Genomic DNA, 14,210 nt, shown 5'->3' with positions numbered 1-14,210 from the left:
TAATACCAATAAAAGCAAAACGAGGATGTCAATTAGATCCTGTATTAAAACAACACAACCGTGAAATCAATAAAAGAAGAATAGGAATTGAACATGTATTTGGTGTACTCAAGACCTTCAAAATACTTTCAGAGCGCTATCGAAATAGAGGGAAAAGGCTCGGTTTAAGATTCAATTTAATTGCTGGAATTTACAACTTAGAATTGAATGAAAAATGAGTTATGAAAGAGATCTATTGATATGCACGAATACATGATCTATTGGTTAGATCTGCAACACGAGCAGATCAGCTAGAAAATTCGGCATAGAGGGAAACGGAATCCATTCTAGCCGAATTTTATTTGAATATTTTATTGCGCTTTGGCGAGCTGAGCTTCGAGTAATTTCACCTGTTCTTCTTTCAAGGCTATTAGGTCATCTGCATCAGTATGTTGCGCTTTCAATGTTTTCTCTTGTTCATCCAGTTGTGTCTGAATGTCATCCAGTTTCGCAATTTCTTCTTTGGCCAAGCTGGCATTTTTCGGCACATCTTGTTTTAAAATGGCTTCATCGACCAATTGAATCGGTGCTTCAGTAGTCGTATTTGCAGCCGCCGTAGAAGCCGAATTGTCCACCACAGGTACAGCCGCTTTCACCACGGGTTTTGCAGGTGCATGAACCACTTGCTGCTCAACTTCATGTTGTGGTTGAGTGCTCGACATCCATTGATAAGCTAAAAAAATAGCCACCAATACAACCAGTCCAGCAATAATCCCCATTAAAAGTTTTGAATTTTGTCTTTGATCTAACGTCATGACTTAAACCTTGCTGTTATTCAGGCTGACGAGGTTTGAATTGAATGACCCCAATTTCGTCTGGATGTTCAGGTTCAGCAGACTCGACATGGGTTGGGCGCTTTTCTGTATATTCACACGTTATACATTCAATCCACTCGTCATCCACAGTGATGATTTTAACCACACGATCTAAAGCTCCGCATTTAGGACATTTTGCGCCTGCGATAAACTGTCTTTTCATGTCAGTTAATAACACCCTGTGAACAATAATGACGTAGTTTAAGCGGTTTTATCTGCGTTCGTCCAACCCTGATGGCGTAATAATGCATCTATTTTTGGTTCACGTCCGCGGAAATTGATAAATGCATCAAGTGCGGTATCTTTTCCGCCAACTGCTAGAATAAACTGTCGAAACTCTTTGCCAGTCTGGGTATTGAAAATTCCTTCTTTTTCGAAACGATCAAAGGCATCGCTGGCTAAAACTTCCGCCCATTTATAAGAATAATAGCCCGCAGCATAACCTCCCGCGAAAATGTGACTAAAGCTATGTTGGAAACGGTTATAAGATGCTGTTGGGGCAACGGCATAGTTCTGACGAATTTGATCTAATGTTGTTTGAATGCCCGCTGAATTTAAAGCAGGGGTAGTACGATGAATATTCAGATCAAATAAGGCAAACTCGATTTGACGTAAGGTTTGCATACCAGACTGGAAAAAACGGGCATCAAGCAAGGCTTTGAGCAAGGATTCAGGAAGTACCGCTTTGCTTTCAATATGCTCGCTGAGTAAATCTAAACTTTCTTTGTCCCATGTCCAGAATTCCATAAATTGACTTGGCAATTCTACCGCATCCCAAGCAACGCCATGCGTCCCTGCCACAGAAATATGATCGACTTCGGTCAGCATGTGGTGTAAGCCATGCCCAAATTCGTGGAATAGGGTGGTGACTTCATCATGAGTCAATAAAGCCGCTTGTCCTGCGACGGGTGGAGTAAAGTTACATACCATGTAGCAAATCGGTTTTTGTAAACCTTGTGCGGTTTGCATACGGGAGCGGAAGCCACTCATCCATGCACCACCACGTTTGCCACTCCGCGCGTAGAGGTCAAAATAGAAACCACCGACCACTTTACCTTGATCTTCCAGTTCAAAATATTGTGCATCTGGATGCCAAACAGGGGCTTCACGTTGCACAATTTGAATGCCATATAGGCGTTCAACAATGCTGAATAAGCCTTGTATAATTTTAGGAGCAGGGAAATATGGTTTTAAATCTTCCTGAGATAGATTGAATTGCTGAACTTTGAGTTTTTCTGAGTAAAAACCTGTATCCCACGGTTCTAGGTTTTCAACCCCATCTTGTTGTGCAATGGCTTTCAGTTCAGCAATTTCTTGTTCAGCGGGTTGACGTGCATGTTCTGCCAGTTCGATTAAAAAGTTGGCGACGGTGTCAACATCAGGTGCCATTTTGCTGGCGAGGGACAATTCAGCATAGTTGTTAAAACCGAGCAACTGTGCCATTTCCTGACGCAGACTCAAGATTTCTTCCATCACTATCGTATTATCAAATTCAGCTTGTTCTGCTTGATCGGAAGCGCGGGTGGTATAAGCACGATACAATTCTTCGCGGATACCGCGATCTTCTGCGTAGGTCATAATCGCCAAATAAGCAGGAATATCTAAGGTGGCAACGGCTTGTTCAAGTTCACGTTGCTGACCATATTGTTTTAACAGTTCAACACTGCTGGCAGGTAGACCTTTAAGTTGGTCTTTGCTTAAGGGTTTGAAATAGGCTTGAGAGGCATCCAACACATGGTTGGAGAAATCGGAAGACAATTGCGATAAGCGCGCTGAGATTTCAGCATAACGCTTTTTCGCTTCGCCTTCTAAGGCTACGCCAGAGAGTTTGAAATCACGTAATGCCAGTTTGATGGCACTTTGCTGTGCCGCAGGTAATTGCTGAAATTCTGCTGAATCTTGTACCTGTTGATAAGTTTGGTACAGTACCGTGTGTTGCCCAAGCGCCGTATAATATTCACTGAGTGCAGGGAGTAAAGACTGATAGACATCACGAGTTTCAGCATTGTTCATCACTGCATTTAAGTGGGATAAAACACCCCATGATTCACTCATATTATTTTCAAGTTCATCGACTTGGCTTAAAACTTGAAGTTGTGCAGGGTGCTGTTCAGGTACTGCAGTGAGTTCGGCTAAAAATTGCTGACCGTGTTGAATGGCTTGTTCAATTTGTTGTTTTAAGTCGCTAAGTTGAATTTGATCAAACTGAGGAACAGGTAGAGTTGCTTGATCTAAGTGCATGTGCATTCGCCATTTCATTTTAAACTTCATCTAGATGTAGGGGCTCTTGCACGGGAAATCAAGTTTTAATTGATCGAGTTTGCTGTTCAGACCTAAATTCAGCCCAAGAGGTAAAGGATTGATCTATACGCTGAGGAATATACAAGACCTTGGCAAAGTTACGGGTCATACATTCTGTTTCCAGAATTTCACCACTTTTGTATTTTTCTTTGCGATGGCGCCAGATTTCGTTCTGTCGATAATAGTCTTGCCCAATTTTTAAGAATGCATGCTGTTGCTCAAACACATGATAGACATACCCCAAGTCTGCCGAACAGCGAAGTTCTCCTTCCAGACATTTGTCACTAAACCACAAGCGGATTTGAAAGCTATGTGGCGTTGGATTATAAAATTGATAATCAATATAGTTATAAAAGATCGCAGCACCGCTGCCAAAAGGTAAAACCCGTCCTTGATCGGGGAATGGGTCAAAGGAGTGCTGGGCGCGCTGCACCACTTGTAATGGGCTATGGAGTACCAACCAATGAATCAGATTGGCAATTTGACAGATTCCACCACCAATCCCACCGCGTGCTTGGCCAAAACTCAGTTCCATCCCTTCAACATAGCCTTTGGCTTGTGTAGGTTGCCCGACCAGTTGGCAGAAAGAAAAGGTTTGTTTGGGATGAATAAGAATGCCTGAAATACAAGGGCTGGCTATTTTTAAGTTGATCACTTTGTTGTGTTGCCAGTGCTGTTCACTGTCGCCTAATTTTCGAATCAAGACTGATTGATGTTTTTTAACCCGATAGGGTAAGCGCGTTGAGCATTTTTGCTGGGCATAATCTTGACCATCAGTTTTCCATTGCCAATGACGTAATGCCCGTCGAGTGCGGGTCGATAAAAAATAAAACAGCGGATGATACTGGCTAATGGGTTTACGGATAAAACGTCGAATAAATTTCATTATAGTTTTATAAAAAAAGGGTGTTAAGACCAGAAGTCTTAACACCGCATCGGTTTATTCGCTACGCACTTTCGCGTTGGCTTTTTTCTTTTTGTCTTTGCTCTTTTTCTTGGCTTTGTCTTTGCCTTTAGTCTCAGTTTTACCCGAGGCTTTCTTATCGGCTTTTTTAGCGAAAGAATTGGCTTTGGACTTGGCTTTCTTTTTCACAACGGGTTGATCGCCAGATTCTCGTGCTTCAGTTGCAGCTTTCGCCGCACGTGGGTTAAAAGTTTCTTCTTTCGCCTGAACCGTTGCTGCTTTGGCAATACGTGGAGCACGGCTACGAATCGCACGTCCCGCGTGGGTCAGTTGTTGAATCAGTTCAAAATCAATCTTGCGCTCTTCTAAGTTCACGCCAGCCACTTTAATTTTGACTTCATCGCCTAAACCAAACGTTTGTCCACGGTTTTGTCCCACCAGACTTTGGCTGACTTGGTCAAACACAAAGAAGTCATCGCCGAGTTTACTGACATGTACCATACCATCGACATACAGGTCTTTCAGGGTCACGAACAGACCAAATTCAGCCACAGCCGAAATCACCCCGACAAATTCATCCCCTAGATGCTGTTGCATATAGTGGCATTTTAACCACATGGTTACAGAGCGAGAGGCTTCATCTGCACGACGTTCAGTCTGAGAGAAATGTTCACCAGCATCATCCAGTGCTGCGCCTGAAAGTGGGAATGGTTTTCCAGCTAATTTTGCTTTAATGGCACGATGCAGCAGTAAATCTGGGTAGCGGCGAATTGGCGAAGTGAAGTGGGTATAGGCTTCATAAGCCAGACCATAGTGTCCTGCATTTTTCGCGCCGTAATAAGCTTGCATCATAGAGCGTAACAACACTGCATGAATACTTGGTGCATCGATACGATCTTTGGTCGCTTCAATGACTGCCTGATAATCTGCTTGTGTGGGTTGGTCTGGGAATTTCAGTCCCAATAATTTAACAAAATCACGGACTTTTTGAATGCGAGAGAACTCAGGTGGTTCATGCACACGGTACAGCATTGGAATATCATGCTCGAGAGCAAACTCAGCCGCAGCCACGTTCGCCAACAACATACATTCTTCAATCAGTTTATGTGCATCGTTACGCGTGCGTGGCAGAATTTCATTAATACCACCCAAGTCATCAAAGGTCATGTAGGTTTCGACGGTTTCAAATTCCATAGCATGACGTTTGCCACGTAAGTCTTTAAGGATTTGGTACAGTTGGAGTAAGGTATTCAGTGATTTACGTACTTCACGATCTTCAGGCACTGCAGCACTGTCGCCATCGAAATATTGGGCAACTTGTGTGTAGGTGAGACGTGCTTTGGAATGCATGACTGAAGGGTAGAATTCAAAGCTTGTGACGCGACCTGCACGGGAAAGTTTTAAATCACAGACCATGCATAAACGGTCTACATGCGGATTTAAAGAACACAATCCATTCGAGAGTGCTTCAGGCAACATTGGCAGCACAAAATGCGGGAAATAAACTGAGGTGCCACGTTCTTGTGCTTCATCATCCAGCGGTTTGCCAATACGGACATAGTGACTGACATCGGCAATCGCCACGACTACACGATAGCCTCCGCCAGAACGTTTTTCGGCATAAACGGCATCATCAAAGTCGCGAGCATCTTCACCATCAATGGTGACTAAAGGCAAGTCGCGTAAATCGATACGACCTTCACGGTCTTTAGCATTGGGTTCTTTAAAGCTTTCAGCTTCTTTCAGGACTTCTTCTGGGAATTCATATGGCAAACCAAACTCTAGAATGGTTTGCGGAATAATGATTTCGGTATCCGCTTTGTCAGCCATGGACTGAATCACGTGTCCCGTTGCGAATTCTTCACGAGTTGGGTAGTCGTCAATCGCAATACGGACTGAATCACCCAGTTTGAGTTTTGCATGCTCAATCAACTCTTTTTCTAGTGTAATGGGTTGATGTGCATTTGGATTGGCAGGTTGAATAAAGTATTCACCTTCATGTTGTGAGACTTTTCCGATGATTTGCTTGACGCGACGTTGCAAAACTTCAGAGACAAAGCCCCAAGCTTTACCTTTGCGGTCAACCGAAGTTTGTTGCACTTTAACCCGATCACCATTAAAGACTTGGCGCAGTTCACGTTCAGGTAGAAATAAATCATCATGACCTGCGATACTGGCTGTACCAAAGCCTTTACTGTTGATATAGACCGTAGCTTCATGGCTTGGTTGATCGGCCATACGTTGAAATTTAAAACCATCTTTCATGAGTTGACCATCACGCACCATAGCGATGAGGCGGTGACTTAGAGCATCAATGCTCTTTTGATCGGCAATTTGGAAATGTTCCACTAAATCAGCATGTGATTGTGGCGAGTTTAATTGTTCTATGGTTTCTAAAATGAGCGTACGGCTCGGAATAGGATTTTCGTAGCGTTCAGCTTCCGCTTTAGCTTCAGGATCGACCCAATTTTTCATCATGGATTTGGTTTTGTGTCAGAAGATAGGATTAGCATAAGACATGCTGCGTCAGACTGCACGTAAATGATTGCAATAATGTGTTTTTCACAGCGCAATTCAAGTGAGCGGGTTGAGTTTTGGATGCTAGAACCTGAGATACCGTATAAATTCCGTTCAAGTTTGAATAAATTGCTTAAAAAGTATTTAAATGAGCAAAAAAAAGCAAAAAATTGAGCGTCTTTGCTTGCAGTGCTAGCATGAAGTTTGTATTATGGCGGCACGTTACGGTGAGATGGGTGAGTGGCTGAAACCACATCCCTGCTAAGGATGCGTACGGGTAACTGTACCGAGGGTTCGAATCCCTCTCTCACCGCCAACTTTACTTATGTCGCGCTCATAGCTCAGCTGGATAGAGCACTTGGCTACGAACTAAGGGGTCGGGAGTTCGAATCTCTCTGAGCGCACCAATAAGTAAACTGTATGTAACGTATCGCCTGAATTGGCACACAAGTAACGCGCTCATAGCTCAGCTGGATAGAGCACTTGGCTACGAACTAAGGGGTCGGGAGTTCGAATCTCTCTGAGCGCACCAACTTGAACAATTAACCGCACATGTTGCGGTTTTTTTGTGCGTGAAATTTATAAAAATAGTAGATTAAATAATATGAACCTTGCACTTTTTGATTTCGATAACACCATTACACATTCCGACAGTTTTAGTCATTTTTTAAAATATTCATTGTCCTATCGAAAACAGTTATTCGGAGGTTTAAGCGTTGCGCCGTGGCTCATTGGGTTTCGGCTAGGATATGTTAATGATCAACAAATTCGAATCCGACTTTGTCGTGCTGCTTTTAAAAACTATCCTTCCATAATGCTTGAGCAACAAGGTCAGCAATTTTCGAAAACAATTTTGCCCAATTTAATGAATGAACATACCCTTCAACAAATCGCTAATCATCAACAAAAAGGAGATCAAGTTGTGGTGGTCTCATCCTCTTTAGATGTTTATTTAAGCCATTGGTGTCAGCAACAGCGCATTGATCTGATCTGTAATCAGTTAGAAGTACGAGAGGGCAGTTATACTGGAGAGTTAGAGCATGGTGATTGTGGGTATATGGAAAAAGCTAAGCGTATACAACAGAAGTATGCCTTAAGTGATTTTGATGCCGTATATGCCTATGGAGATAGCCCGAATGATCATGCAATGTTGGCGTTAGCCGACCATAAATTTTATCAGGGACAGGAAATAAAGGTTTCGAATTAGTTGTCTGTTTAAGGAATGTTTGCCTAATAACTAAGCATTCAAAATCATTTTTTGAAAAAAGACTAGGCATCTTGATAAAAGTGCGTATAATGCCCAACCATCAAGACGTCGCGCTCATAGCTCAGCTGGATAGAGCACTTGGCTACGAACTAAGGGGTCGGGAGTTCGAATCTCTCTGAGCGCACCAACTTGAGAGCATAGATCATTTATTTGTTCTATCGCATAAAAAAGAAACCGCATTTTTTGCGGTTTTTTTGTGCCTAAAGTAACGCAAAGGCATGTCTATTTCGTGACAAAAATAAAAATCTGTTGCTGCTAAGTCACAATGAAAAGCATAAAGAAAAGCTAAAATTTGGTGTACTATGCTGTAGTCTCGTTTTCAGATTGATGATGGATTTATGTCAGACAGCAAGCCTGCCTTATCTTTACGTTATTATTTAAATCTTGAGGAATCTCAGGATGGCTTTGCTTTAGCCACCTTTGGTAAAAAGCTGTTCACACGTTTTATTACCCCTTTAATTAGTATTGCCATCATTGGATGGGGTATTTATTTAGGTTTTACTGGGGTAGGACGCTATTACGTTGCACTGGGCGTATTTTTCTTGGTTTTACAACTGGTTTTGCGCTATTGGTTCTTGCCGATGATGTTTAAGCGTCAGTTTGTAAAATATCAATTTGGTAAAAGCGAGCAAGGCATCGATTTGTATCAGGAACATGCCGATATTTATGCCAATGGGCGTAAAAAAATTGTGCACTATCATGAAGTACAGAATTTTGCATCTGGTAAGCTGACCTACATGCTGGAATTAAAAAATCGCACTGTGGTGATTGTGCCAAAACGTGCCTTTGCAACAGCTGAAGATCAAAGCATATTTGAAAATACATTTAAACATTCTAAATAAAAGATTTATTGTCACAAAAAAGTCGAAGGGAAGATTATGAGTACACGTCCATCTAAAATTGTTTGTGTCGGTCGTAGCTATGCAGACCATGCGAGAGAGTTGGGAAATGCGATTCCCGACCGTCCTGTATTGTTTATTAAGCCACCGAGCAGCTTAAAAGCACTGGAAGATGGAATTTCGTGGAACTCGGCGTGGGGCAGTTGTCATTATGAATGTGAGCTGACGCTCAGAATTGATCGTGAACTGAAAGCAGAAACTGATCCATTAAAAGCCTTGCAAGCAGTGGGTGCAGTGACTTTGGGTTTAGATTTAACCTTACGTGATTTGCAGGATGATTTGAAACAGAAAGGTCAGCCGTGGGAACGTGCCAAAGCTTTTGATGGTTCATGTATGGTGGCAGATTGGGTCAATGTTGCTGATGTAGTTAAAGATTGGAACGATGTACATTACACCTTGCAGGTGAATGATGAACTTCGTCAACAAGGCAATACATCGCATTTAATTTTTGATATTGGTACATTATTGGCAGATATAAGTCAGTTCTTTACCCTAGAAGTGGGTGATGTGATCATGACGGGGACACCTGCAGGCGTTGCAGCATTACAAGCGGGTGATCAACTGAAAATGACTTTGCAAGGTCAGCAACAAGACTATGTTTGGAATACTTTTGTTCATGCTTAAGTCAAGTTGAACTTAAAGAGGACTGTATTTACAGTCCTTTTTTTATTGGGATTGTTTTTCCGCGGCGTAGTTCTTGCGAAATTGATCGGGGGTGCAGCGCATCCAACGTTTGAATAGGTTAATAAAAGCAGAGGCATTGGCATAGCCTAAATCAAGTGCAATACTTTCTACCGTTCTGTTTTCATTCAGCATCGACATGGCTTTAATCACTTTAAGCCGTTGTCGCCATTCATTTAAGGACATGCCCAGTTCTTGCTGACTATAACGCGCCAGCGTGCGCTCGGTCATATTAATCCGCCGTGCCAGTTGTGCCAACGTGCTTTGATCGGCTGGATATTGTTGTAGATAGTCCAATAAACTCTGTAAAGCAGGATGCTGACTCGAGGGTAAATAACTGCCCACCCATTCGGCATGCTCCAGTTGATCCAATAGCACATGCAACAAACGCAAGTGTTCGGGGTCATGATCAGGCAGAGGATGATAGCGTAAATGATGTAATAACGCAGGAACTAAAGCGGAAGTGAGCAAAATACCTGCCTGTTTCGGCAGTCTTTCACACAGACTTTCATGTACATACAAAGTGGAATGAGTCACTTCGGTACGGTTAATGCCTGCATGTTTTAAATGTGGAGGTAACCAAATGCCATAAGGGGGCGGGGTCAGAAAATGAATCTGATCCACTTTGACTTCGAGCACGCCGTTGAGGGCATAGACAAATTCTCCCCAAGCATGTTCATGCGTGGGATAGCAAGATTCTGCGGGTGCATCGGAAATGCGAAACCATAGCGGTGCAGGAATATCATCATTGGTGGGCATGGGATGATAGTCATGTTGTTGACGTGTATGCATCTATTTCTCCCGCTGCTCATTTTGCCTGAATAATAGTATGGGTTGTCTGTTTTGAAGTATATCTTTTAAAAGTGACAGGTCTATAGTGGTGATTTATGAGTTGAGCTGGAGTAGATCGTGAGTGAGCGTCGGGCATTAGACAGTAAAGCATCGGGCATTATGTTTGTGCTGTGTATTATTTGGGGTTTGCAGCAAGTCATTTTAAAAATGGCTGCGCCAGATATTTCCGCTGTGATGCAAATTGCATTACGCTCAGGTCTTTCCGCACTCATGGTTTACCCCATGATTAAGCTTGCAGATGGCGTCTCTTTGTGGCGTCGAGATTATTTGGCAGCAGGTATTTTGGTGGGGGTTCTGTTTGCCTCGGAATTCTTTTTGGTGGCACAAGCATTACGTTTTACCTCGGCATCACATACGGTGGTACTGCTGTATACCGCCCCAATTTTTGTGGCATTGGGGCTACACTGGAAGCTTCCGTCTGAGCGGTTGAGTATGTTGCAGTGGTCTGGGATCGTGCTTGCATTTGTCGGTATTAGCATTGCTTTTCTATTTCATCCAACTGGTTCGGTAGCGGCATCGAGCACTATTTTGTGGGGAGATGCCTTGGCATTACTGGCGGGGATTTTATGGGCGGCAACCACGATTGCAGTGCGTTTAACCAAGCTAGCAGAAGCACCTGCAACCCAGACTTTATTTTATCAACTGTTGATTGCTTTCCTTCTGCTATTTCCACTGGCATTTGCAATGGGGCAAGCCAGTATTGATTGGACGCCGTTTGCGATTGGTAGTTTACTGTTTCATACCATTATTGTGTCTTTTGCCAGTTATCTGATTTGGTTTTGGCTGTTAAAAGAGTATCTGGCTTCTCGTTTGGGGGTGTTCTCCTTTTTAACCCCGTTGTTTGGGGTGTTATTTGGGGTTGTCTTGCTGAATGAAAAAATTGAACTGAACTTTGTTGTCGGTACAGTATTGGTGATGGTGGGCATTATGGTGGTGAGTTTACAAGGCTGGGTACAATCACGAAGTTTGGCAAAAGCCTTAAAATCGGATTAATTCCACTTAAAATATTTAGAAAAAAGCCTGTCATAACGACAGGCTTTTAATTAGGTCAAAAAATTAAGGTTGGTATAAGTTAATAAAAGCACGATAAGCAGCGGATTGTTGTCCATTACGATATACAGGACGGGTAATATTGCCTTTGTTTGTCACCAGTTTTAATTCAATATCTTTGGCATTTTTAAACGTGCTTAAGAAGGAACTCGGCACCACAATATAGTTAGATGAGCGATGAGGAACCATACGGCTGATGTATTCATGTGTGGTTGCTGCCGTAGGGGCATAACTATAGGTTTTTTGATCAATTAAGAACACAAACTGCTGAATATCATAATCATCTTTGGCGCTTGGCAAATATGCCGTGACTTTTAAATTGCTACGATTTTGTTCGTTCCGGGTGACTTTCACCGCAGGACAAAGTTCATTTTGTGCACAGATTAACAACCCTGTCGATGCGATATTTTGAGGTTGTGTGCTTGAAGTTGCACAGCCTACAAGCCCCATAGTCGCTACTATTCCAAATAGACTGATTTTTAAAATATTCATGTTTAACCTTTATTGATATCGATAGAAAACTGACGACACATCTTTTTCATAAATGAACGCTATGTACCATGCAGTATTTATTCTTTTCCTAAAAACTGAAATGCTTTCGTGGTCTTAAAGTGTGTTGTGGCATCTCCAGCATAGATATTGGCTTGATCTGCACCTAAGTCCAGTTTCTTGAAAGGCGTAGATTTAAAGTTAATTTGCTTTAAATCTACCCAGAACGTATTGGGTGAAACTGCCGATTCAAAAAAGTATAACAAATTCTTATGGTCAACAACCGTACGCCAGCGTGTTGATGAAATATTTGGTTCTTCTTCCGTATTTAGACCGAAGGGAACCGACGCATTTCGAATCACACTAAATACACTGGCAAGGCTCTGTTTGCTATTGGCATTTTTAGGAATGGCATTGACATAAAATGAGGCGCGGGCAAAACGATCTGAAGCACGATTGGTGCCGGGTAAGAAAGTTGTTCCTCCAATGTTCTTCCAATATTGATTCAGTGCCAACTGTTCATCAAAAGTGGGGGAATTGGTCATGACTTGATACTTGGCATTATGATGAATCACTTGTTGACCATCGATGTATTCCACAATGGCACTATCTCCCGATGCATCTGAAAGAGAAAGATGTAAGGTCGCAAGACGCTTTTCCCCAGGCACATTATCCGTGACTACAACAAAAGGCTCTTTCTCCAGTGCCCGAATGGCTTCATTGACAGTTGCGTAATTATCTAAAACATATTGTGCCCAAAGTGAAATACTTAAAGTGGGCTTTTTATTGTTTTTTACTTCTGGATATTCAGATTCGACCAGCCAAAGTAGGTTGGCTGTCAGTCCTTTTTCATTGATCCCATCGGTGGTTGAAATGTCATAACCTGTCGCAATCACACTGCCATATTTAGCCGTCCAATGAATGGATTGAGGCCCTGCCAAACCATTACGGGCGATGTTTTGCGGCATAATCCATAGATTGGTGCCAACATCGACTTTCCAGTCCATTGAGCGAGCAGTCATGATGTTTTGATTATTCCCATGAAACACTACTCTGGTGCAGGCTTGAAGCGATGAATGAATCAAAAGCCCGCTGGTTAATGTTGCAATAAAAAGTAATTTTTTTGTCATGAGGGATCCTGTTGTTTGAGTATTTTAATGGTTGGTTGTTCTGTTGTTATTGGATTTAAAGGAACGATTTTCGTAGGTTGGGTTTGAAGAATTTGAATTGGGATAAATCGAATTTGCACATAAGTGGGATGACCATTCCGGTCTGCGTCAAGTGTACGGTTTAACTCATCAATTTGCTGGGTTGAAGGAGGCGTAACACCACGAATAAAGACACGTGCAAGCGTAAAGTTAGGGTGTGGATCAAACTCAACGGTATCAATAATATTGGTTTCATTGTTTAACGTTTGGCTGAGTTGATCAGTAATTTTAGATTTATACAGTTCATTATGAACGGTATAAAATAAATTGAAACTGAGATAAATAGCGAGGGTTAAAAGAATAACGAGGCTGACCCCATTACGTTTGATGAACTCTAGGTATTTGCTAGAAACTTCTTCATTCGAGCCACGTCGGAATCCAGCAATCCAAAGTACCATCGCAGAACTGACTTGAATAGCAATAATATTGGTAAAAGTGAGCAAGAAGGCATTGGCAGAGAGCCGAAATTCAGCACGAGATAATAAAATACCACTGGCAACTAAAGGGGGAACCAAAGCAGTTGCGACGGCAACCCCGACCACGGCGACAGACAGGCGGGGAGAAACTGATGCAAATGCACCTGCGGCCCCTCCTGCAAGGGCAATCATCAGATCCAAAGAGTTAGGATGTGTGCGTGCCAAAATTTCATTGGTAATGCTGATATTGGGATATAGAATACCGAGTAGAAATCCAATCCCATAAATCATCAGAATACCTAAAACCAAGGTTTGTAGGGCTGTTCGAAATAAAATCCAGCGGCTATCAATTAAGGCTAAAGAAATACCTGAAATTGGTCCGAGCATCATGGCAACCAGCATTGCACCAATGACCACGGCAGTGGAGTCACTCAGCAGGCCATAGGCTGCAATAATCGCAGCGAGTGCATTCATAATGAAAAAGGTTTTACTCGGAAGCGCATCGGTCTGAATATTGAGACGCACCTGTTTGTGGTCGATTTTCCTTGAATTTTCACGTACTGCTTGCTGGTAGCGTAGCTTTTCTTTGAGGTTCTCAAACTGTTTCTGTTCGGGTTTGTCATCAATAATGATAGTGGGTGTTTCTTTTTTGTCTGTCATAGCGAATTCTCGATTGAATCACGCAAACAAAAGCATTGCTTGTGGATATTATTGGTTAAATTATACTTTTAGATGATTTTATCGTTTGGTCTAATGCTAATTTTAGCTGTTT

General features: G+C 42.4%; 14 protein-coding genes and 4 tRNA genes. 9 read left to right on the top strand and 9 right to left on the bottom strand.

What is annotated here, in order from left to right; all coding sequences use genetic code 11:
• Positions 1-218 (top strand): transposase (locus tag E0H82_RS09050; RefSeq protein ID WP_165492939.1); only part of this gene is annotated, 218 nt, incomplete at its 5' end.
• A gap of 132 nt (positions 219-350) precedes the next feature.
• On the opposite strand, the gene E0H82_RS09045 is transcribed toward E0H82_RS09050, so the two are convergent.
• Genes E0H82_RS09045 through rnr form a run of 5 tightly spaced genes read right to left on the bottom strand, consistent with a single transcriptional unit; the run spans position 351 to position 6,537 of the window.
• Entirely contained in the window at positions 351-794 is a 444-nt protein-coding gene (locus tag E0H82_RS09045) for a hypothetical protein (RefSeq protein WP_131264318.1), read from the bottom strand.
• Positions 795-810: 16 nt separating this feature from the next.
• On the bottom strand, positions 811-1,017 hold the full coding sequence (locus tag E0H82_RS09040; RefSeq protein ID WP_016168574.1) for a YheV family putative metal-binding protein: 207 nt from the start codon (positions 1,015-1,017) through the stop codon (positions 811-813).
• 38 nt (positions 1,018-1,055) lie between these two features.
• Positions 1,056-3,095 (bottom strand): M3 family metallopeptidase, encoded by a 2,040-nt coding sequence (locus E0H82_RS09035; protein ID WP_131264317.1) that lies wholly within the window; start codon positions 3,093-3,095, stop codon positions 1,056-1,058.
• Positions 3,096-3,153: 58 nt separating this feature from the next.
• Positions 3,154-4,041 (bottom strand): VanW family protein, encoded by an 888-nt coding sequence (locus tag E0H82_RS09030; protein WP_131264316.1) that lies wholly within the window; start codon positions 4,039-4,041, stop codon positions 3,154-3,156.
• A gap of 54 nt (positions 4,042-4,095) precedes the next feature.
• A complete protein-coding gene (gene rnr / locus E0H82_RS09025) occupies positions 4,096-6,537 on the bottom strand; it encodes a ribonuclease R (protein ID WP_171458275.1) in 2,442 nt (813 codons plus the stop codon).
• Between the two features lie 265 nt (positions 6,538-6,802).
• Between rnr and E0H82_RS09020 the strand changes: the two genes are divergently transcribed.
• The 7 genes from E0H82_RS09020 to E0H82_RS08990 all read left to right on the top strand — a co-directional run bounded on the left by E0H82_RS09020 (position 6,803) and on the right by E0H82_RS08990 (position 9,366).
• Positions 6,803-6,892: transfer RNA gene (locus E0H82_RS09020), tRNA-Ser, on the top strand.
• Between the two features lie 14 nt (positions 6,893-6,906).
• A tRNA-Arg gene (locus E0H82_RS09015) sits at positions 6,907-6,983 on the top strand.
• A gap of 48 nt (positions 6,984-7,031) precedes the next feature.
• Positions 7,032-7,108: transfer RNA gene (locus tag E0H82_RS09010), tRNA-Arg, on the top strand.
• A 72-nt stretch (positions 7,109-7,180) separates the two neighbouring features.
• Positions 7,181-7,783: an HAD-IB family hydrolase gene (locus E0H82_RS09005; RefSeq protein WP_131264315.1), complete on the top strand. Its 603-nt coding sequence runs from the start codon at positions 7,181-7,183 to the stop codon at positions 7,781-7,783.
• Between the two features lie 110 nt (positions 7,784-7,893).
• Positions 7,894-7,970: transfer RNA gene (locus E0H82_RS09000), tRNA-Arg, on the top strand.
• Positions 7,971-8,181: 211 nt separating this feature from the next.
• Positions 8,182-8,685, top strand: coding sequence for a YcxB family protein (locus E0H82_RS08995; RefSeq protein ID WP_131264314.1), 504 nt, complete (start codon positions 8,182-8,184; stop codon positions 8,683-8,685).
• Between the two features lie 3 nt (positions 8,686-8,688).
• Positions 8,689-9,366 carry a fumarylacetoacetate hydrolase family protein gene (locus E0H82_RS08990; protein WP_228258643.1) on the top strand — a complete coding sequence of 226 codons (678 nt, stop codon included), beginning with the start codon at positions 8,689-8,691 and terminating at the stop codon, positions 9,364-9,366.
• A gap of 42 nt (positions 9,367-9,408) precedes the next feature.
• Here E0H82_RS08990 and E0H82_RS08985 read toward each other — a convergent pair whose 3' ends face one another.
• The gene (locus E0H82_RS08985; RefSeq protein WP_131264312.1) at positions 9,409-10,215 is read right to left on the bottom strand and encodes an AraC family transcriptional regulator; all 807 of its coding nucleotides are present in this window, start codon (positions 10,213-10,215) and stop codon (positions 9,409-9,411) included.
• Between the two features lie 117 nt (positions 10,216-10,332).
• On the opposite strand from E0H82_RS08985, the gene E0H82_RS08980 reads away from it, so the two are divergent.
• Positions 10,333-11,268, top strand: coding sequence for a DMT family transporter (locus tag E0H82_RS08980; protein ID WP_131264311.1), 936 nt, complete (start codon positions 10,333-10,335; stop codon positions 11,266-11,268).
• A 63-nt stretch (positions 11,269-11,331) separates the two neighbouring features.
• On the opposite strand, the gene E0H82_RS08975 is transcribed toward E0H82_RS08980, so the two are convergent.
• The 3 genes from E0H82_RS08975 to E0H82_RS08965 all read right to left on the bottom strand — a co-directional run bounded on the left by E0H82_RS08975 (position 11,332) and on the right by E0H82_RS08965 (position 14,098).
• A complete protein-coding gene (locus E0H82_RS08975; RefSeq protein WP_131264310.1) occupies positions 11,332-11,817 on the bottom strand; it encodes a hypothetical protein in 486 nt (161 codons plus the stop codon).
• Positions 11,818-11,894: 77 nt separating this feature from the next.
• Complete coding sequence (locus E0H82_RS08970; RefSeq protein WP_131264309.1) at positions 11,895-12,944, bottom strand: linear amide C-N hydrolase; 1,050 nt, start codon at positions 12,942-12,944, stop codon at positions 11,895-11,897.
• On the bottom strand, positions 12,941-14,098 hold the full coding sequence (locus tag E0H82_RS08965) for a TIGR00341 family protein (protein ID WP_131264308.1): 1,158 nt from the start codon (positions 14,096-14,098) through the stop codon (positions 12,941-12,943). The genes E0H82_RS08970 and E0H82_RS08965 overlap by 4 nt, the downstream gene beginning before the upstream one ends.
• Positions 14,099-14,210 lie beyond the last annotated feature (112 nt).

Origin of the sequence: Acinetobacter sp. ANC 4910, assembly GCF_004331035.1 — a bacterium.
Lineage (GTDB): Bacteria > Pseudomonadota > Gammaproteobacteria > Pseudomonadales > Moraxellaceae > Acinetobacter.
The sequence above is the reverse complement of the archived record's forward strand: the minus strand, read 5'-3'. Positions and strand labels throughout refer to the sequence as shown.